20 protein-coding genes are annotated in these 17,509 nt (G+C 67.8%); 10 read left to right on the top strand and 10 right to left on the bottom strand.

Going from position 1 to position 17,509, the window contains the following annotated elements:
* Positions 1-43 precede the first annotated feature (43 nt).
* Genes ACQUSQ_RS14230 through pyrG form a run of 3 tightly spaced genes read right to left on the bottom strand, consistent with a single transcriptional unit; the run spans position 44 to position 2,930 of the window.
* On the bottom strand, positions 44-364 hold the full coding sequence (locus ACQUSQ_RS14230; protein ID WP_435070098.1) for a DUF7126 family protein: 321 nt from the start codon (positions 362-364) through the stop codon (positions 44-46).
* A complete protein-coding gene (gene guaA, locus ACQUSQ_RS14235; protein ID WP_435070100.1) occupies positions 364-1,281 on the bottom strand; it encodes a glutamine-hydrolyzing GMP synthase in 918 nt (305 codons plus the stop codon). The genes ACQUSQ_RS14230 and guaA overlap by 1 nt, the downstream gene beginning before the upstream one ends.
* Positions 1,281-2,930, bottom strand: coding sequence for a glutamine hydrolyzing CTP synthase (gene pyrG, locus ACQUSQ_RS14240; protein ID WP_435070103.1), 1,650 nt, complete (start codon positions 2,928-2,930; stop codon positions 1,281-1,283). The genes guaA and pyrG overlap by 1 nt, the downstream gene beginning before the upstream one ends.
* A gap of 140 nt (positions 2,931-3,070) precedes the next feature.
* Between pyrG and ACQUSQ_RS14245 the strand changes: the two genes are divergently transcribed.
* Both ACQUSQ_RS14245 and ACQUSQ_RS14250 read left to right on the top strand, forming a co-directional pair.
* Positions 3,071-3,862, top strand: a complete 792-nt coding sequence (locus ACQUSQ_RS14245) for an aldo/keto reductase (protein ID WP_435070105.1) — start codon at positions 3,071-3,073, stop codon at positions 3,860-3,862.
* A 49-nt stretch (positions 3,863-3,911) separates the two neighbouring features.
* Positions 3,912-4,748 (top strand): ubiquinol-cytochrome c reductase iron-sulfur subunit, encoded by an 837-nt coding sequence (locus ACQUSQ_RS14250; protein WP_435070107.1) that lies wholly within the window; start codon positions 3,912-3,914, stop codon positions 4,746-4,748.
* Positions 4,749-4,751: 3 nt separating this feature from the next.
* Here ACQUSQ_RS14250 and ACQUSQ_RS14255 read toward each other — a convergent pair whose 3' ends face one another.
* From ACQUSQ_RS14255 to ACQUSQ_RS14265, 3 genes are read right to left on the bottom strand one after another with little or no spacing between them, the layout of a single operon-like run.
* Positions 4,752-5,033: a ubiquitin-like small modifier protein 1 gene (locus ACQUSQ_RS14255; RefSeq protein ID WP_435070109.1), complete on the bottom strand. Its 282-nt coding sequence runs from the start codon at positions 5,031-5,033 to the stop codon at positions 4,752-4,754.
* A 23-nt stretch (positions 5,034-5,056) separates the two neighbouring features.
* Positions 5,057-6,238 carry a potassium transporter TrkA gene (locus tag ACQUSQ_RS14260; RefSeq protein WP_435070111.1) on the bottom strand — a complete coding sequence of 394 codons (1,182 nt, stop codon included), beginning with the start codon at positions 6,236-6,238 and terminating at the stop codon, positions 5,057-5,059.
* Positions 6,235-7,455: a potassium channel family protein gene (locus ACQUSQ_RS14265; RefSeq protein ID WP_435070113.1), complete on the bottom strand. Its 1,221-nt coding sequence runs from the start codon at positions 7,453-7,455 to the stop codon at positions 6,235-6,237. The genes ACQUSQ_RS14260 and ACQUSQ_RS14265 overlap by 4 nt, the downstream gene beginning before the upstream one ends.
* Positions 7,456-7,550: 95 nt before the next feature.
* On the opposite strand from ACQUSQ_RS14265, the gene ACQUSQ_RS14270 reads away from it, so the two are divergent.
* A complete protein-coding gene (locus ACQUSQ_RS14270) occupies positions 7,551-8,708 on the top strand; it encodes an NAD-binding protein (protein WP_435070115.1) in 1,158 nt (385 codons plus the stop codon).
* Here ACQUSQ_RS14270 and ACQUSQ_RS14275 read toward each other — a convergent pair.
* Entirely contained in the window at positions 8,705-10,069 is a 1,365-nt protein-coding gene (locus tag ACQUSQ_RS14275; protein WP_435070117.1) for a universal stress protein, read from the bottom strand. The two genes, ACQUSQ_RS14270 and ACQUSQ_RS14275, sit on opposite strands and share 4 nt — an antisense overlap.
* Position 10,070: 1 nt before the next feature.
* Positions 10,071-10,811 (bottom strand): nucleoside phosphorylase, encoded by a 741-nt coding sequence (locus tag ACQUSQ_RS14280; protein WP_435070119.1) that lies wholly within the window; start codon positions 10,809-10,811, stop codon positions 10,071-10,073.
* Between the two features lie 142 nt (positions 10,812-10,953).
* On the opposite strand from ACQUSQ_RS14280, the gene ACQUSQ_RS14285 reads away from it, so the two are divergent.
* The 4 genes from ACQUSQ_RS14285 to ACQUSQ_RS14300 all read left to right on the top strand — a co-directional run bounded on the left by ACQUSQ_RS14285 (position 10,954) and on the right by ACQUSQ_RS14300 (position 13,403).
* The gene (locus ACQUSQ_RS14285) at positions 10,954-11,658 is read left to right on the top strand and encodes a ferritin-like domain-containing protein (protein ID WP_435070122.1); all 705 of its coding nucleotides are present in this window, start codon (positions 10,954-10,956) and stop codon (positions 11,656-11,658) included.
* Between the two features lie 54 nt (positions 11,659-11,712).
* Entirely contained in the window at positions 11,713-11,988 is a 276-nt protein-coding gene (locus tag ACQUSQ_RS14290; RefSeq protein WP_435070125.1) for an ArsR/SmtB family transcription factor, read from the top strand.
* A 55-nt stretch (positions 11,989-12,043) separates the two neighbouring features.
* Complete coding sequence (locus ACQUSQ_RS14295; RefSeq protein ID WP_435070127.1) at positions 12,044-12,349, top strand: hypothetical protein; 306 nt, start codon at positions 12,044-12,046, stop codon at positions 12,347-12,349.
* Positions 12,350-12,431: 82 nt separating this feature from the next.
* A complete protein-coding gene (locus tag ACQUSQ_RS14300) occupies positions 12,432-13,403 on the top strand; it encodes a hypothetical protein (RefSeq protein WP_435070128.1) in 972 nt (323 codons plus the stop codon).
* On the opposite strand, the gene ACQUSQ_RS14305 is transcribed toward ACQUSQ_RS14300, so the two are convergent.
* Positions 13,400-14,206: a DUF63 family protein gene (locus ACQUSQ_RS14305; RefSeq protein WP_435070131.1), complete on the bottom strand. Its 807-nt coding sequence runs from the start codon at positions 14,204-14,206 to the stop codon at positions 13,400-13,402. The genes ACQUSQ_RS14300 and ACQUSQ_RS14305 overlap by 4 nt on opposite strands.
* A 142-nt stretch (positions 14,207-14,348) precedes the next feature.
* On the opposite strand from ACQUSQ_RS14305, the gene deoC reads away from it, so the two are divergent.
* The 3 genes from deoC to ACQUSQ_RS14320 are packed head-to-tail and all read left to right on the top strand — an operon-like array spanning position 14,349 to position 16,552.
* Entirely contained in the window at positions 14,349-14,981 is a 633-nt protein-coding gene (gene deoC, locus ACQUSQ_RS14310) for a deoxyribose-phosphate aldolase (protein WP_435070133.1), read from the top strand.
* 51 nt (positions 14,982-15,032) lie between these two features.
* Complete coding sequence (locus ACQUSQ_RS14315) at positions 15,033-16,283, top strand: tRNA (N(6)-L-threonylcarbamoyladenosine(37)-C(2))-methylthiotransferase (protein WP_435070135.1); 1,251 nt, start codon at positions 15,033-15,035, stop codon at positions 16,281-16,283.
* Positions 16,280-16,552 carry a PadR family transcriptional regulator gene (locus tag ACQUSQ_RS14320; protein ID WP_435070137.1) on the top strand — a complete coding sequence of 91 codons (273 nt, stop codon included), beginning with the start codon at positions 16,280-16,282 and terminating at the stop codon, positions 16,550-16,552. Before ACQUSQ_RS14315 ends, ACQUSQ_RS14320 begins: the two co-directional genes overlap by 4 nt.
* Here ACQUSQ_RS14320 and ACQUSQ_RS14325 read toward each other — a convergent pair.
* A complete protein-coding gene (locus tag ACQUSQ_RS14325; RefSeq protein ID WP_435070139.1) occupies positions 16,549-17,466 on the bottom strand; it encodes a cation diffusion facilitator family transporter in 918 nt (305 codons plus the stop codon). The two genes, ACQUSQ_RS14320 and ACQUSQ_RS14325, sit on opposite strands and share 4 nt — an antisense overlap.
* Between the last annotated feature and the right edge of the window lie 43 nt (positions 17,467-17,509).

Below are 17,509 nucleotides of genomic sequence, written 5' to 3' on the forward strand. Positions count from 1 at the left end.
TCGACTGCCGACGCCTTAACAGATACGGCTCGGAAAACGCTACTCAGGCCAGTTCTTCGGCGACCATGTCGACGCCGAACAGGTCGGGGTCCATCGCGAGGTCGGTCTGGCCGCGGGCGAAGTTGGGCAGCGAGTCGTGACTGTAGACGACGACCCGAACGTCGGGGTTGCGCTCTTTGACCACGGGGATGGACGTCGCCTCGTCGAGGTCGGTGAGGACGAACAGGTCGGCGTCGTCGATGCCGGCCTCGGACAGCGTGGCCGCGGTGAGGATACCCTCGACGCGCGCGACGTCGATGCCCTCGGTTTCGAGGGCGGCGGCGAGGTTGGCGTGGTCGGGGCCGGCGATGATGGCTCGGGTCACTACTCGTACTCGATGGTCGCGGGTGGTTTGTGTGTGACGTCGTAGACGACGCGGGCGACGTTGTCGTTCTCGCCCGTGATGCGGCTCTGGATGCGCTGGAGCGTCTCCCACGGGAGGTCCTGTGCGCGCGCGGTCATGCCGTCGCGGCTCTCGACCGAGCGGACGGAGACGACCCAGCCGTGGACGCGGTTGTCGCCTTTGACGCCCGTCGCCTTGCCGATGACGGCGGCGAAGGCCTGCCACGGGTCGTGTTCGGCCACCTCCTCCTCGACGACGTGACACGACTCGCGAGCGACTTCCAACTTCTCGGCGGTCACTTCACCGATGATGCGGACGGCGAGGCCGGGGCCGGGGAACGGCATCCGCTCGGAGACGACTTCTTCGAGGTCGAGCGCCCGCGCCACCTCGCGCACCTCGTCCTTGTAGAGGTCGCGGACGGGTTCGACGATGCCGTCGAAGTCGATGACCTCGGGCAGGCCGCCGACGTTGTGGTGGGATTTGATGTTGCCCTCGCTCTCGATGCGGTCGGGGTAGATGGTCCCCTGCACGAGGTAGTCGGCGTCGGTGTCGCGAGCGGCGCGTTCGAACTCGCGGATGAAGCCCTCGCCGATGACGTGACGTTTCTCCTCGGGGTCGGTCACGCCTTCGAGGGCGTCGAGGAAGCGCTCTTGGGCGTCGACGACGCGCAGGCTGTCCATGAACGCGAAGGTGTCGCGAATCTGCTCGGTCTCGCCTTTCCGCATCAGCCCGGTGTCGACGTAGACGGGCGTGAGTTGGTCGCCGATGGCGCGGTAGGCGAGTGCGGCGGCGACCGAGGAGTCGACGCCGCCCGACAGCGCGATGATGGCGTTGGCGTCGCCGACTTCCTCGGCGATTTCCGCGGTGGCCTCGTCGATGAAGCTATCGACGTCGACCATCAGGCTTGCACCTCCCGTTCGTCGTCAGTTATCTGGTCGAGTGTCGCTTCGACGAGTCCGACGAAGGGCGGACTCGCGCGGTCGGGTCGGGACCGGAACTCGGGGTGGAACTGCGTCCCGAGGAAATAGGGGTGGTCGTCGAGTTCGACAATCTCCATACGGTTCCCTGCGCGCCCGGAGAACGTGAGTTCACCGGCTTCGAGGTCGTCGATGTACTCGGGGTTGACCTCGTAGCGGTGGCGGTGGCGCTCGGTACAGGAGTCGGCCTCGTAAACCGCGTGTGCCAGCGTGTCGGGCTGGATGTCCGTCGTGTGTGCGCCGAGGCGCATCGTCCCGCCGAGGTCTTCGAGGTCGTACTGCTCGGGGAGGAGGTCGATGACGGGGTAGGGCGTATCCTCGTCGATTTCGGCGGAGTGAGCGCCCTCCAGACCGAGGACGTTCCGGGCGTACTCGATGACGGCCATCTGGAAGCCGAGACAGAGGCCGAGGAAGGGAACGTCGTTCTCGCGGGCGTAGCGGACGGCCTCGATTTTCCCCTCGGAGCCACGGGAGCCGAAGCCGCCGGGGACGACAATCGCGTCGGCGTCGCGAAGCCGCTCGGTGTGGTGGTCACGCATCTCGTCGGCGTCCACCCAGAGGACGTTCACCTCGACCTGTTCGTGGATGCCGGCGTGTTTCAGCGCCTCGTGAATCGACATATAGGCGTCTTCGAGGGCGTACTTGCCGACGAGCGCCACGTCGATTTCGCCGGTCCGCTCGCGGGTGACGAGTTCGCGCCAGCGGCTGTCGCGTTCGTCCTCCGGCAGCGCCTCGTCCGCGATGTCGAGTCGCTCCATCACGTACTCGTCGAGACCCTCCTCCTCGACCATCAGCGGGACGTGGTAGATGTCCTCGACGTCGGGATTCGAGAAGACGGCGTCGGTCGGCACGTCACAGAACAGCGCGATTTTCTCCCGCGTCTTCGGGTCGAGTCGGTCCTCGGAGCGCCCGACCAACACGTCGGGCTGGAGCCCGATAGAGCGCAGTTCCTTCACGCTATGCTGGGTCGGTTTGGTCTTCTGTTCCCCGTTTTTCGAGTAGGGGACGAGCGTGACGTGAGTGAAGAGGACGTCCTCCTCGTCTTCCTCGTGGGAGAACTGACGGAGGGCTTCGAGATAGGGCATCCCCTCGATGTCGCCCACGGTGCCACCGACCTCGACGATGCAGACGTCGGTCCCCTCCGCGGCCTCGCGGATGCGACGCTTGATGTCGTCGGTGATGTGGGGGATAATCTGGACGGTGTTGCCCAGATAGTCGCCCGCCCGCTCCTTCTCGATGACGTGTTTGTACGTCTTCCCCGTGGTGACGTTGTGGTCGGAGGTCATGTCCGTCCCGAGGAAACGCTCGTAGTTGCCGAGGTCGAGGTCGACCTCGCCCCCGTCTTTCAGGACGTACACCTCGCCGTGCTGATAGGGGTTCATCGTCCCCGCGTCCACGTTGAGGTAGGGGTCTATCTTGACGGCGGTCACGTCGAAGCCCGCATTCGACAGGAGGCGGCCGGTGCTCGCGGCCGTAATCCCCTTGCCGAGCCCGGACATCACCCCGCCGGTCACGAAAATGAACTTCCGACCCAGTTCCGGGTCGTACCCTGTGTCGGGTTCCGTCGGCATAATGACCCTGCGCGAGCGCGCATCAAAATCGTTTCGCCTGCCCGGTGGGCGTGTGGGGCGTGGGCATTCGGCGCGCCGAACGAACCGGCCCGTCGTGCCGGAAGCGTAGCATACGACACCGTGGCCGCCCTCGTCGCCGTATGGACCTGCCAGCGCCCGGCTTCGGCACCTACGAGTTGACCGACCCCGACGACTGTATCGAGGCCGTCCGGACGGCGCTCGAAATGGGGTATCGGCACGTCGACACCGCCGAATACTACGAGAACGAGCGACCGGTCGGTGAAGGAATCGCCGCGAGCGACGTCGACCGCGAGGACATCGTCCTCGCGTCGAAGGTGTGGCGCGACCGACTCGGCGGCGACGAGTTCCTCGCGAGCGCGCGCGAGCGCGTCGACTTGCTCGGTGTCGACACGCTCGATTTGCTGTACGTCCACTGGCCGCTCGACACCTACGACCCCGAGGAGACGCTCCCAGCACTGCTGGAGGCGCGTGAGACGGGGCTGACCCGCCACATCGGCCTCAGCAACTTCACGCCCACACAGATGGACGAAGCTATCGACCACCTCGGCGAACCGCCCGCCACCCATCAGGTCGAGATGCATCCCCTGCTCCAGCAGGACGAACTCCGGGCTCACGCCGAGCGCCACGACTACGAACTGGTGGCGTACGCGCCCATCGCGCGCAACGACGTGGCCGAAGTACCCGAAATCCAGCGGGTCGCCGAGAAACACGACGCCACGCCCGCACAGGTGTCGCTCGCGTGGGTGATGGCGAAGGGCGCAACGCCGATTCCCAAATCCGGGACGCCGGCACACATCCGCGCCAACTACGCGGCCCGGGACCTCGACCTCGACGACGAGGACATCACGCGTATCGACGGCATCGACCGCGAGGAGCGCATCGTCGACTTCCCCGAGGCGCCTTGGAACTGAGCGTTTGGCACTTCGTCACGCTTTTTACGGCCCACACTAAGGGTCGGGCATGAGCGCGGATGACAAGTATCCCGAGGAGAGCGGCCGACGGCGGTTCGTAAAGGGGGTCGTCGGTGGCTCGGCGCTCGCCGGCGTGGGCGCCCTCGGGACGGTCACCGTCAACAGCGCGACCGCCTCGCCGGGGTCCGGCGGGGGGTCCACGCAGGCGTGGGCCATCGAGAACACGGGCGGGCCGGCGCCGCGCGGAATGCCACAGATTCCGCTCGAAATCGATTCTGAGGGGTACATCCGGGGTATCTGGCCCGACGTCGAAACCACCATGCAGGGTGGCATCGAGGTTCAGGTCGCCGAAATGGACCTCGGTGGCTCGACCTACTCCTCGGAGTGGTTCCAATACTGTGGGCTCGAAGGGAATCAGGGTATCCAGCCGGGGTACGAGAGCGAGAACTACTTCCGGTCGGGTGCCGCCCCGGCCTACGACTGGCAGTCGAACAACAAGGAGGAGGGTGACCGCTTCCACGTCGACGACTTCGACGACTACACCGAGTGGGGCAACGGTATCGGCGACGCCGGCGTCGGCAAGCCCGCGACGGGAACGTGGCGCTCGGAGGAGTCCGAGAACCCCATCCCCATCCAGTTGCTCCGAAGTCCCCGCATCGAGGAGGCCGCCCAAGACGACGAGTGGCTACAAGCGAGCACCGCCGAGGGCTTCATCGCGTGGCTCAACAAGTGTACGCACTTCTGCTGTGTCCCCGGCTACAAGCAGACGGAAGACGCCGCGCGATTCGGAAACCCGAACGGCGTCTACTGCCAGTGCCACCAGTCGGTGTACGACCCCTTCTCGGTCGTCCAGACGCTGTTCGTCGCGCGACCCCGGCCCGACTAATTCTTACGCGCGCCCGCCGCTGACCGGCGGGAACAGCGCGAGTTCGTCGCCCGCTTCGAGTGTCGTCTCCAATCCGCCGCCAGCGCGGACGTTCTCGCCGTTTCGAAGGACGTTGATGTGGTCGGCGACGTCGCCGTCGTCGTCGAGAACGCGGTCACGGAGGGCCGGATGCGTATCGAGCAGTTCGTCGAGAGCGTCGCCGACCGTCGCACCCGGTTCAGCGTCGACGCGAATCTCCCGGTCGCCCGCCACTTCCGCGAGGTCCGCGAACAACTTCCACTGCATGGGTACGTCTCGCGCCCCGGCAGTCAAGAGGATTGCGTCTCTGCCGAGTCCGGGGGGCGGCCTCGGGCGTCAAGACGCCGGTACGTCTCGGGGGTGCAGACGACGTACACGGAGTCGCCCGCAGCGAGCGTCCGGTCGTGAGGCAAGTCGTCGATGCCGCCGTCGGCGCTCTTGACCGCGACGACGGTGGCGTCGAGCGCTTCGACGGCCGTCCCGACGAGGTCACTTCCCTCGCCGACCGTCAGGACGTACATCGTCTCCTCGGCGGCGCGAAGCAGGGATGCGAACTCGCGTTCGGCCTGTGGCTCGGCGGGCAGCGTCACCAGCCGATACGTCTCGGCGGCGTCGAGTCGCGTCGCGTCCTGTTCGTCGACGGCGAGGGTCGCCACGTCGTCGACGTGGGCGCGGAGTTCGGCGGTCAGGAGCCGCTCCGTCTCGGACCCCGTCTGCCACACCTGCACGCGGTCACCGGGGCTGGCGGCGTTGGCGGGGTCGGCCCGCACCGCGACGGCGACGGTGCCCGGTGCGAGCGTCGGCCCGATGCCCGTCGCTCGACTGCCGAGGGCGAGATATTCGACCGTGCCGTCGGCGGTCAGTTCGACGTCGACGTGGCCGACGCCGTAGTCGTCTCGCAGTCGGGTGCCGAGTCGCTCCTGAAGTTCGACGACGGTCAGGCGTCGGGGGAAGATGAGCGTCTTGCCGGCGAGGGCCTCCTTCGTCGACTCGGAGACGGGGTCGTACCCCTCCATGTCGCCGATGTCGTCGACGTCTTCGGGCAGGGTCACGTCGGTGATTCGGCCCACCGAGCGGACGAGCCGACTCACCTCGACGTCGAGTTCGCGCACCCCGGCCACGGCGAAGAAGTCGGTGGCGATGCGGTCACCGACGAGACGGCCCGCGGGCGCGCCGACGGCGCCGAGGCCAAGCGCCGCGACGTTGTACAGGATACGAGTGGTGTCGAAGATGCCAGTCTGTCCGCGAAGCAGGTCGGAGAAGATGCCGACGGTGTTGAGCGTGAGCGCGACGCCCGAGAGCCCGAACAGCACCGACAGCCACAGCGGCAGTCGGACCTTGGTGTACCAGCGATACACGAGTGCCGCGGTCCCCCCGACGACGGCGGCGCCGACGCCGAACGCGAGGAGTTCGGCGAGCGCGCGGAGCAGCGTCGAGTCGACGGCCGGCGCAGCCACCTGCAGGAGGGTCACGCGACCACCTCCCGGAACGTCGTGACTGCGTCGTAGGTGCCGACGACGAACAGGTCGTCGCCCGCGACGAGTTCCTGTGAGCCACGGGGGGCGAACTGCCAGCGGCCGTCGTGTCTGACAGCGAGGACGGTCACGCCGTGACTGTCGCGGACAGCGGCGGCACCGATGGTCGTCCCCGCGAGGGGCGACCCCTCCCGAATCGTCACTTTGCGAATCCGGTGGCCCGCCCGCCGGAGGAGCGAGAGGAGTTCGTACTCGCGGCGGGTGCCCCGGGACTTCACGGCGAGACGGTCGACGGTGGTGCCGAGGAGCGACGACGACTGACTGGCGTCGACGGCGACGGTGACGCGCCCGTCGCCGCCGTCGGCGACGGGGAGCGGGGGGGCGAGCGGCGGTGCGGGCAGGTCGGTGCCGCCGTCGGTTTCGGCGCCGCGCGTCGCGTCGCGAGCGCGGTCACTGCGGAGGCTGACGACGGTCCCCTCGTAAGTTCGGTCGGGCGTCGCGAGCGTCACCTCGTCGCCGCGGGCGGTGCCGGTCGGCAGAAGGGCGCGGAGCGAGACGCCGCGCTTGCCCGACGGGATGCGCTTCGAGAGGCCGCCCAGCGGCGGCGCGGCGTTCACCGTCGCACTCGCACGCTCGTCGAGTGATACCGACACGTCCGCGAGGTCGAACTCCGTCCGGAGGCGGTCGGCCACCCGCGACTCCAGTTCGACCAGCGGCACGTCGGCGGGAAAGGTCGCCGACCACTCCTGCATCTCGCTCCGGAGGTCGGCGGGGACGGCGGGGTAGCCCTCCATGTCGCCCACGTCGCCGGAGATACGAATCTCGACCTGACCGCGTCCGCCGACGAGTTCGACGACGTCGGAGGAGAGCGTGCGATTGGTGAGTTTGCGAAGCGAGAGTCGGCGGGGGAACTCAGCGCCCATCTTGTCGCCGACGCTGTGGGCGTACAGCGAGAGCATCAACACGAAGATGACGGCGACGCTGAGCCGAACCTGATTCGCCGACTGCGTGAACGTGGGGTCGTTGAGCGCCATCAGCCCGCCGTTGATGCCGGCGATGGCGACGGCGAGGACGACGACACCGAGCGCGGGGACGGTGACACCCGTGATGTACTTGAAGGCGAACCCGAACCCCCAGGCGACCAGCGCGGGGACGATGCCGGTCAGAATCCCGAGATAGAGTCCGAGCAGCACCTCGACCGGGAAGGAAGCCATGGGAAGGCCTGCACGCGGACGCCTAATAGGATTGCTGTCCGAAAGGGCGGGGCCACGACGTGCCCTTTATCACTCCGTGCGCGAGAGCGTAGGCCATGGCTGCGAGTCGAGGCGACAAACTCCTCGGCGTCCGGGCGGCGGTGGGGCTAACGCTCCTCGCCGGCGCGCTCTCCATGGTGACGGGTATCGTCCACATGGGGTCGCCGGTGGGACGCCCGCTCGTCTCGTTCGTGCCGCCAGTCGCCCGCGCGACTGCTGGGTTCACGGGCACGCTCACCGGGTTTCTCCTGCTCGGGAGCGCCCTCGGCCTGCGTCGGGGGTTGCGCGCCGCGTGGTACTCGACGCTCGGGTTGCTCGTCGTCTCGGCGGGGCAGGGACTCATCCAAGCGAGCGAGACGTCGATTCCGCTGGTGGTGCTGTCGGTGTTGGCGCTGCCCGCGGTGGCCCTGAACCGCCGTCGTTTCGACCGAACGGTCGACTTCTCGGCGTCCCAGATTGCCGCCTTCCTCGCGCTCGGCGGCTCACAGGTGTACATCACCACCGGCGCGTACGCCCTTCGCGAGCAGTTTGGGGGAATCAACACGCTCGTCGACGCCCTCTACTTCGCCATCGTTACGTCCAGCACCGTCGGCTACGGCGACATCACGCCGCAGACGGCGGTGGCGCGACTGTTCGCCATCTCGGCGCTCGTCGTCGGCACCGCGAGTTTCGCCATCGCGCTCGGTGTCCTGCTCACCCCGGCTATCGAAGCCCGACTCGTCAAAGCACTCGGTAAAATGACACAATCAGAACTCGACCTGCTCGACGACCACGTGCTCGTGCTCGGGTACGGTGACCTGACCGAAGCGCTGGTCCAAGAACTGAGCGGCAAATCCCAGTTTCTCGTCGTCGTCCCGGACGAAGACCTCTCGCGGCGGCTCAGCGAGCGCGGCGTCGACACGCTCGTCGGCGACAGTAGCGACGAGTCGACGCTCCGGCGCGTCCACGTCGAGGAGGCGCGGGCCGTCGTCACCGCAACGAACGACGACGGCGCCGACGCGCTCGCGGTGTTGACCGCCCGCCAACTCGCGCCCGACGTCCACATCGTCGCAGCGGCGACCCAACGGGAGAACGTCGACAAACTCCGGCGGGCGGGCGCCGACACGGTCATCAGCCCCGCGAGCATCGGCAGTCACCTGCTGGCCGAGTCGGCACTCGGCGGACGAGACGTCGACACGGAGGCCGTGGCGGACCGCCTACTCGACGAAATCTAGGGCTGGCCTCGGTCGACCACCGCCACGTCGCAGTCCACGTCGCGCAGGCGCTCGAACGTGGGCGGCGAGACGAACCGAGAGGCGCGCGAGCGGTCGCCGGATGAGCCGACGACCAACAGGTCGTACGCGCCCGCGTTGGCGCCGATGAAGTCCGTGATTCGACTGCGGGCCACGCGCGTCTCGACGTCGACCGGGACCGTCTCGGCGAGGTCGGCCAGCCGTTTCTCCGCGTTCCGGCGCTCTACCTCCGCGTCGATACAGGTACAGACGCTCAGACTGCCGCCCCGGCCGACGAGTCGCGCCCCGAAATCGAGCATGGCGTGAGCGGTGTCGCCCGGTCGGGCGACGGCGACGAGAACCCGCCGCCAGCGACGCGTCCCGGTCGTCGGGCGGAAGGCGATGGTGTCGTATCGGCTGTCGAAGACCCCCCGGACGTACGGCGAGAGCAACCCCGTCTCCTCCTCGTACGGCGTGACCACGAGGTCACAGTTCGCGTTCGCCGCCGTTTCGAGCGTCGTCGGGACCGGCGCACCGCGCGCGACGACGACGTCGCAGGGGACGCCCGCCCGCGTCCGCACGCGCTCGGCCGTCGATTCGAGGCGGTCCACCGTCGCCGTGGCCTCGTCGTCGTCGGCTTCGGGGTCGAGCACCGCCAGCAACACCACCTTGCCGGCGTCGTGGGCGGCGGCGAGCGTCGCGCCGAACAGTGCCGTCGTCTCCGCGCGGTCGTGGTCGCCCCGCATCGGGACGAGGACGTGGTCGTCGCTCCGGGCGGTGTCGTAGAGATACTGCGCGCGACGCTCGTAGAAACGGTTTCGCCAGACGGCGAACACGAGAGCGACGAGGCCGCCGAAGACGGCGACGCTCGCGACGTACGCCTCGGGCGAGGCGTCGTCGGTGACGAGAACGAGCAGCGCTGTCGAGAACGCCGCAGGCTCCTCCACGTCGAGCAACCACGTGGCGGCACCGGTGAGGAAGATAGAGAGCGCGGCGCTCGCGGGCGAAACGGCGGCGTTGGCGGCGAATGGCGCCGAGAAACGGATGGCCGCCCACCCGCAGCAGGCGCCGACGACGAGGCCGACGACGAACTTCCGGGGCGAGGCGTAGCGACCCTCGGGGTCCGAAAAGAGCGTGTAGACGCCGGAGGCAAGCGGCGGGAAGAGCAGGAAGGAGAGTTCGGCGAAGGCGTTCGAGATGAGCGTCACGAGGCCGATGAGGAGGGGGACCGCCACCAGCACCGTCAGGTGGAGGAGGTTGCCGGTGTGTTGGAGCCACCGGCTGAAGGCGGCGAGTTCGCGCCGCTCGAATCGCCGCACGCGCCGGGCACCGGCGACGAGGCGGGCGAGCACCCCCTCGAACATCCTACTTGAGTGTCGCGGCGGCGCCGAGCGCCAGTTCTATCATCCGCTCGACGTTGTCGTGGGCCTTCGGCGGGAGTTCCTCTGCCGTCGCGTCGCCGCTTCCCTTCTGCGTGCCCGTGACGAGGTTGCCGTCGACGGTGCAGATGGCGCCCGCGCGCAGTCCCTTCCGGCGAGCGAGAGTGAAGAGAGCGGCAGCCTCCATCTCGACGGCGAGCAAGCCCGCATCCTCCCAGTCGTCGACGTACTCCTCCGTCTCGGCGTAGAAGGCGTCGTCGGTGACGATGGGGCCGACGTGAATCGCCTCGTCGTTCGCCTCGGCGGCGGCGACGAGCGCCTGCACCACGCCGTGGTCGGGGACGGCCGGATACTCCACCCGCTCGTAGCGCTTGGTCGTCCCCTCCTCCTTGGCGGCGGCGGTGGCGACCACCATGTCGCCGATTTCGATGTCCGCCTGCAACGCGCCGGTCGTCCCCGGTCGGATGACCGTCTCGACGCCGACGGCGGCGAGTTCCTCCAGCGCGATGGCCGCGGAGGGCGACCCCACGCCCGTCGAACAGAGAGTCAGGGGCACGCCGTCGTACTCGGCGTTACACAGGCGATACTCGCGGTTGTGGGCCAACTCCACGACGGAACCGTCGTCGCAGGCGTCGGCGATTCGCTGGACGCGGTCCGGGTCGCCCGGAAGGAGCGCCACGTCGTGTACGTCGCCCTCGTCGACCCGAAGGTGTGGCTGGACTGCCATACCGACACTCGCCCCGCCGGGGAGAAAAACGTTCCCGGCTGGCGGAGAGCCGAAATTCGGTGAAGGTTCGGTGAGCGTTCGGTCCCCCTTCGGTAACATCTCGGAAAATCATCATATGTGTGTCGGGCATCGGTCCACGTGCATGACGGACGAAAACTCCAGTCAGACGGGATGGTTCGAATGGATAGTCGACGACCTGCGCGGCGAATCGGCGGCGTCGAGACGGCAGTTCCTCCAGCGGTCGGCGACGGCAGGCGCGGGAGCGCTTGCACTCTCGGTCGCGGGGTCGAACGCCGCACTCGCACAGGAGGCCGAGGACGACGAGACGAGCGACGTCGACGTGTTGAACTACGCGCTCACGCTCGAACACCTCGAACACGCGTTCTACCGCGACGGGCTGGAACGGTTCGGCGAAAACGACTTCGAGGAGGCGCGGGCGCTCCAAGGGCTGGCCTACCGGACCCGCAAAGACGTGCGCCCCAACTTCGTGTCGATTCGCGACCACGAGCGTGCTCACGTCGACACGCTGACCGCAGTCGTCGAGGATTTGGGTGGCGAGCCAACCGCGGAGGCGTGTTACGACTTCGGGGTCGAGGACGTCGACGACTTCATCGCCGTCGCGGGCGTGCTCGAAAACACCGGCGTCTCGGCGTACGACGGCGCGATTTCGATGGTCGAGAACGCGGACCTGCTGACCGCGGGCGCGACCATCGCCACCGTCGAGGGGCGTCACGCGGCGTATCTGAACACCCTCAACGAGAAGGACCCGTTCCCGTCGGCGTTCGACGAGGCAAAGAGCATGGACGAAATCCTGAGCGCGGCGGGTGGGTTCATCGTCGACTGTTGAGTCGGGGACCCACCACCGGTGGGCTTACGGTGATGGTCACTCTGCTGGTGAACGATGGAGGCCCGTCTCTGGTACGTACTCACCGGAACCCGAGGCGGTGTCAACCGTATCCGGCTCCTCCAAGTTCTCGACGAGCGACCGCGAAACGCCAACCAGCTCGCCGAGGAACTCGACCTGCATTACGAAACTGTCCAGCATCACCTCGACGTGCTGGTTGACAACGGCGTGTTACGGAGCAGCGGCGACGACTACGGCGCGGTGTACCTGCCCACGCCGCAGGCGGAGGACCACTGGGACCTCGTCGAGGAGATTATCGAGCAGGTGGACTGAACATGACGACAACACCCACGGCGAACGGAATACTTTCGACGGACGGTGGTCGGGGATGAGCGTATGGACCGACATCGCGCGCCTCGCCACGGCAATAAACGTGTGCTTGCTCCTCGGACTCGGCTACGTCTGGGGACGGAACTACCTCGCGGTGCGGACGAAACACACCCTCGGCCTACTGCTGTTCTCGGTGTTTCTCCTCGCGGAGAACGGTCTCACGCTCTACTACTATCTCATCGACCCGGACCTCTCGGTGTGGTACAGCACCAAGATGCCGACCATCGTCTGGCAGGCGACGATGACGCTGCACGTCCTGCAGACGCTCGGCCTCGCCTTCCTGACGTGGGCCACGTGGGACTGAACGGGGCTTGGGTGCGGCCCTCACGAGTCACACCGTTTCAGATATCCAAGCACACATCCGGCTGGCCGACGACGGCCGAGCCATGCCCCTCCACCGACGACGACTGCTCACCGCCGGCGCGACGGCCGGCCTCCTCGGCCTCGCGGGCTGTCTCGATTCGCTCGATGACGAGACTGAGTCCTCGAACGCGACACAGCTCCGCCTCACCCTCGTCGAAGCACCGACGCCTCTGCGCGAGGGCTACGTAGTCGAGTTCGGAGAGACGCGGCGCCCGGACGACGACGACGCCTTCGCGGCGGCGCTCGCGGGCGAGTCCTACACCACCCAGTATCGGACGCCCTTCGGCTCGCGACCGGACGACCCGCGGTACGTCCGCCACGAGGGAACCTACTACCGACTCGGGTCCGTCGTCGTCGACGAGGCGGCGACCACGCATCCGGTGCTTCGGCTGTCAGAAGTTGCAGATGCCGAGTCGAGCGACGCACCCGAGGCGGTGCAGGCGGATTCGCTCTCGGAGGCCGACCGGGGCACGGTCCACGTCGCCCACATGGCGGCGCGGGCGCGGGGTAACGTCGGCGGCGCGCCGTGGGGACTCGTCCAGCGCGGCGGGTTCGTCTATCGCGACGCGGAGCGAGCGGCCGAGAGCCGACTGGTCGGTGACGACGCGCCTTCACACGTCGCCTACCGCGGGACGGTGTACGAACTCAGCGTGACGCGCGAGGAGTTTCACGAACCGGTGTACCGGGCGACGGCGGAGCCAGTCGCCGAGTCGCCGGAGCGGTTGGAGGCGATTCTCCGGGCGCAGTTCGTCGACGCCCGCCTGTCGCGGGAGTCGCTCTCCGACGAGGCCCGCTCTATCCTCCTGACGGCCCGCGTCGACGGGTACGAGGAGTCCCACCCCTACTCAGAGGCGTATCGCTCGGTGCTGACGGGACTGCACGCTCGCGCGTACCTCGACGGCAACATCGAGAAAGACGCGTACACGGACGATTTGGGGACTGGCCGTGTGCTGTACGGGGAGACGTACTACGACTACCGGTTGCGGTTCGTCTAAGCGACGGCAAACAGCAACACGTTGTGGGCGCCGGGGCCGAGGCCGACGGCGGCGACGAAGCCGAGAATCAGCCGGCCCTCCATCGGCGCCTCCCGGACCGTCTCGGTGAGCGCGACGACGACCACGCTCGCGACGGCGAGTTTCACGAGGACGAACAGCCACCCGCTCCCGAGGATTGGTGCGGTGGGGAGCGACGCCGCGAACTCGATGACGAGCGCCGAGAGCGGGGTGCGCTCGCCGAAGCCGAGGAGGTCGATGCCGATGGCCGTCGAGACGCCGTCGAGGGCGTGGGCGGCGACGGCGAGGACGCCGAGGCGCCCGGTGTCGACCACGCCGGGCCGGACCCGGCGGAGGAGCGCCCACGTCGCGCCGGCGACGACGGCAGTGACGACGATGATGCCGAACGAGGGAAGGAGCCGGAGCGAGCCACGGTCGAGGCCGACGCCGACGACGGCGGCGACGGCCGGGACGAGCGCGAGACAGCCGACACCGGCGAGGAGACGGGGGGTCGAAGTCGACTGCTCGGCGGCCGCGAGCCACGTCGCCCCGGCGACGACGGCGACGGAGAGGTAGACGGCGGGGGTGCCGGCGAAGGGGCGGGCGACGGCCGGAAGCGACTCCATCGCGTAGAGGACGTGGAGCGCGGAGCCGAGGACCATCCACGGCGCAAACGCGAGAATCGTCGCGTCGGTGACGGGCGGGCGGCGACGGCGGAGTAGCGCGCCCACGGCGACGAGGCCGACGACGAGCGCGAGCAGGTAGGGGACGGGCGGGAGCGCGAATCCCTCGGGGAGGACGGCCATGGAGGATGAGCGGCGAGTCGGCGGGAAAGCCTTACGCTCCGACGGCGTGATACGGATTATCGTAACTGTGCCCCGGTGGTTCGCCGAGATAGTCCGGCGAACCACCGGTACTGACTTACAATAAACCGTATGAGTGAGTGACATGGACCGAGCCGATTTCGCCGCGTGCATCGACCACACCGTCCTCGGCCCGGAGACGACGCTCGCCGACGCCGAGCGCGTCGTTCGGGAAGCGGCCGAACACGGCACGAACGCCTGCATTCCCCCGTGTTACGTGCGCGAGGTGGCCGACGCGGCGCCGTCGGTGACGCTGATGACCGTCGTCGGATTTCCACACGGTCAGCATTCCTCCGTCGCGAAACGCGAGGAGGCGGTGGCGGCGTGGGACGACGGCGCCGACGAACTCGACGTGGTGTTGAACGTCGGGCGACTCAAAGCCGGTGACGACGAGGCGGTCGTCGACGAACTCTCGGAACTCGTCGCGGCGGTGCCCGTCCCGGTGAAAGTCATCGTCGAGGCGCCGCTGTTGACGGAGGCGGAACTGCGCCGGGCGGGCGAGGCGGCAGTCGAAGCCGACGCCGACTATCTCAAGACGGGGACGGGGTTCGCCGGGCCGGCGACGGTCAGCGACGTCGTCTTGCTCGGAGAGTATCTGCCCGTGAAAGCGAGCGGCGGCATCGGGACGGCCGAGGCGGCGATGGCGATGCTCGAAGCGGGAGCGACCCGCATCGGGTCGTCGTCGGGCGTCGAGTTGGTCGAGGGGTTCGAGGGCTAATCACGGACCGTTTGGCTTTTCTCTGCGCGGGCGCAAGCGAGCGTACCCGAAATGGCCCGCTATCACATCGAGACGTACGGGTGTACGGCAAACAGAGGTGAGAGCCGAGCCATCGAGCAGCGGCTTCGCGACGGGGGCCACCACCCCGCCGACGGCCCCGAAGACGCCGACGTTGCCATCCTCAACACCTGTACGGTCGTGGAGAAGACGGAGCGGAATATGCTCCGGCGGGCCGAGGAACTGCAGGACGAAACCGGTGACCTCGTCGTCACGGGCTGTATGGCGCTAGCACAGGGCGAGGAGTTCGCCGAGGCGGACGTCGACGCCGACGTAGTCCACTGGGACGAGGTGCCCGAGGCGGCGATGAACGGCGAGTGTCCGACGACGACACCCGACACCGAGCCGATTCTCGACGGCGCCATCGGCATCCTCCCCATCGCCCGCGGCTGTATGAGCGACTGCTCGTACTGCATCACCAAGCGCGCGACGGGGAAGATAGACTCGCCGCCGGTCGAGGAGAACGTCGAGAAGGCGCGGGCGCTGATTCACGCGGGCGCGAAAGAAATCCGCATCACCGGACAGGACACCGGCGTCTACGGCTGGGACGAGGGCGAGCGAAAGCTCCACGTCCTGCTCGACCGCATCTGCGACATCGAGGGCGACTTCCGGGTGCGCGTCGGCATGGCGAACCCGAAAGGCGTCCACGGCATCCGCGACGAACTCGCCGACGTCTTCGCCGAGAACGACGAACTCTACAACTTCCTGCACGCACCGGTGCAGTCGGGGTCGAACGACGTCCTCGGCGATATGCGCCGCCAGCATCAGGTCGAGGAGTTTCTCGAAGTCGTCGAGACGTTCGACGACCGGCTCGACGAGTGGACGCTCTCGACTGACTTCATCGTCGGTTTCCCCACCGAAACCGAGGCCGACCACGAGCAGAGCATGGACCTCCTCCGGCGAGTGCGCCCGGAGAAAATCAACGTCACGCGCTTCTCGAAGCGGCCGGGGACCGACGCCGCGGACATGAAGGGACTGGGCGGGACGGTCAAGAAAGAGCGGTCGAAGGCGATGTCGGAACTGAAACGCGAGGTGGTCGGAGAGGTTCACGAGTCGATGGTGGGCGAGCGCCGCGAGGTGCTCGCGGTTCGGCCGGGCACCGCCGACTCCGTGAAGTGTCGCGACGGCGCCTACCGGCAGGTCATCGTCCAACACGCCGACGAACACGACGTCGCCCCCGGCGACTTCCTCGAAGTGGAGATTACGGGCCACGAGACGATGTACACCTTCGGACAGCCAGTATGAGCAAGTGGCTTCGGAGTGGCCTCCGCCGAGACATCTGCATCGTCGTCGCGAGCGAGGGGGAGCCGACGGCACAGGAGTGTAAGGCGGCGCTCGAATCGCAATATGGGAGCCGCATCGACCCGTCGAAGTTCTACGGCGCGCTGGAGACGCTGACGAGCAAGGGCCACCTCACGAAGCGAGCGGAGGGCATCCACGACCGGTACGCGCTCACTGAGGCGGGAGAGCAGGGCCTCCACGAGCAGTACGAGTGGATGCAGGACGCACTTTAGCGGGCCGGCGTCGACGCCGACGAGCGCTCGGCGGCGTCTTTCCACTCGCCCAGTCCAGCAGGGTCGAGGTGGACGTGAACGTCCGAGACGGGTTCGATGTCGCGGACGCGCTGGCGGAGTTCGGTTTCGATGTCGTGGGCTTCGGCGAGGGTGTGGTCGCCGTCGACTTCGGCGTGGAACTCGACTTCGATGACGTGTCCGGAGTAGTAGGCGACGAAGTCGTGAATCCCGCGAACTTCGGGGTGTGAGCGGATGGCACGCTCGATTCGCTCCCGTTCCTCGGCGGGTGGGGCGCTGTCCGAGAGGTAGCGAACGTTCTCCCGAGAGATGTCGATGCCTTGGTAGATGACGAGCAGGCTCACCACGCCCCCGGCGACCGGGTCGAGAATCGGGTAGCCGAGGGCCATGCCGACGACGCCAGCGAAGGCCGCGAGCGTCGTGTAGATGTCGTTCTTGCTATCGGCGGCGAGAGCGCGCAGACTCGGCGAGTCGACCGTCCGGTTGACGGCGACGGTGTACCAGTAACAGCCGTAGCGGACGACGAGCGCGAAGACGAGACCGGCCACGAGGATACCGCTGTACTCCGCCGTCGGCCCCGTGAGAAGTGCGTGGCCGGCGTCGTAGAGGAGTTTCAGTCCGAGAATGACGAGGACGCCGCCCACGAACAGCGCAGAGAGGGGTTCGAATCGGTCGTGGCCGTGAGGGTGGGAGGCGTCGGCGTCGTCGTAGACGAACCGCCCCCAGACGAGGACGACGGCGCTCGCGAGGAGGTCGGCGACGGAGTGAGCGGCGTCGGCCATGAGCGCGAGGCTCCCCGACGCGACGCCGAGGACGCCCTCGACGATGATTTTGAGGACGTTCGAGGCGACGTTGACCCACGACGCCTTGAGGAACGAATCGCGGTCCGCGCTCATGCCTCGACAAAACGCCCAGACCCACATAAGGAGTGCCATTAGG

The organism is Haloplanus sp. C73 (assembly GCF_051195115.1).
In the GTDB taxonomy this organism is placed as follows: Archaea; Halobacteriota; Halobacteria; order Halobacteriales; family Haloferacaceae; genus Haloplanus.

What these genes read in the sequence shown, in the direction of transcription:
- guaA (WP_435070100.1), bottom strand. Translation starts at nt 1,281, where the DNA reads ATGGTCGACGTCGATAGCTTCATCGACGAGGCCACCGCGGAAATCGCC.
- pyrG (WP_435070103.1), bottom strand. Translation starts at nt 2,930, where the DNA reads ATGCCGACGGAACCCGACACAGGGTACGACCCGGAACTGGGTCGGAAG.
- ACQUSQ_RS14245 (WP_435070105.1), top strand. Translation starts at nt 3,071, where the DNA reads ATGGACCTGCCAGCGCCCGGCTTCGGCACCTACGAGTTGACCGACCCC.
- ACQUSQ_RS14250 (WP_435070107.1), top strand. Translation starts at nt 3,912, where the DNA reads ATGAGCGCGGATGACAAGTATCCCGAGGAGAGCGGCCGACGGCGGTTC.
- ACQUSQ_RS14255 (WP_435070109.1), bottom strand. Translation starts at nt 5,033, where the DNA reads ATGCAGTGGAAGTTGTTCGCGGACCTCGCGGAAGTGGCGGGCGACCGG.
- ACQUSQ_RS14265 (WP_435070113.1), bottom strand. Translation starts at nt 7,455, where the DNA reads ATGGCTTCCTTCCCGGTCGAGGTGCTGCTCGGACTCTATCTCGGGATT.
- ACQUSQ_RS14270 (WP_435070115.1), top strand. Translation starts at nt 7,551, where the DNA reads ATGGCTGCGAGTCGAGGCGACAAACTCCTCGGCGTCCGGGCGGCGGTG.
- ACQUSQ_RS14275 (WP_435070117.1), bottom strand. Translation starts at nt 10,069, where the DNA reads ATGTTCGAGGGGGTGCTCGCCCGCCTCGTCGCCGGTGCCCGGCGCGTG.
- ACQUSQ_RS14280 (WP_435070119.1), bottom strand. Translation starts at nt 10,811, where the DNA reads ATGGCAGTCCAGCCACACCTTCGGGTCGACGAGGGCGACGTACACGAC.
- ACQUSQ_RS14285 (WP_435070122.1), top strand. Translation starts at nt 10,954, where the DNA reads ATGACGGACGAAAACTCCAGTCAGACGGGATGGTTCGAATGGATAGTC.
- ACQUSQ_RS14290 (WP_435070125.1), top strand. Translation starts at nt 11,713, where the DNA reads ATGGAGGCCCGTCTCTGGTACGTACTCACCGGAACCCGAGGCGGTGTC.
- ACQUSQ_RS14295 (WP_435070127.1), top strand. Translation starts at nt 12,044, where the DNA reads ATGAGCGTATGGACCGACATCGCGCGCCTCGCCACGGCAATAAACGTG.
- ACQUSQ_RS14300 (WP_435070128.1), top strand. Translation starts at nt 12,432, where the DNA reads ATGCCCCTCCACCGACGACGACTGCTCACCGCCGGCGCGACGGCCGGC.
- ACQUSQ_RS14305 (WP_435070131.1), bottom strand. Translation starts at nt 14,206, where the DNA reads ATGGCCGTCCTCCCCGAGGGATTCGCGCTCCCGCCCGTCCCCTACCTG.
- deoC (WP_435070133.1), top strand. Translation starts at nt 14,349, where the DNA reads ATGGACCGAGCCGATTTCGCCGCGTGCATCGACCACACCGTCCTCGGC.
- ACQUSQ_RS14315 (WP_435070135.1), top strand. Translation starts at nt 15,033, where the DNA reads ATGGCCCGCTATCACATCGAGACGTACGGGTGTACGGCAAACAGAGGT.
- ACQUSQ_RS14320 (WP_435070137.1), top strand. Translation starts at nt 16,280, where the DNA reads ATGAGCAAGTGGCTTCGGAGTGGCCTCCGCCGAGACATCTGCATCGTC.
- ACQUSQ_RS14325 (WP_435070139.1), bottom strand. Translation starts at nt 17,466, where the DNA reads ATGAGCGCGGACCGCGATTCGTTCCTCAAGGCGTCGTGGGTCAACGTC.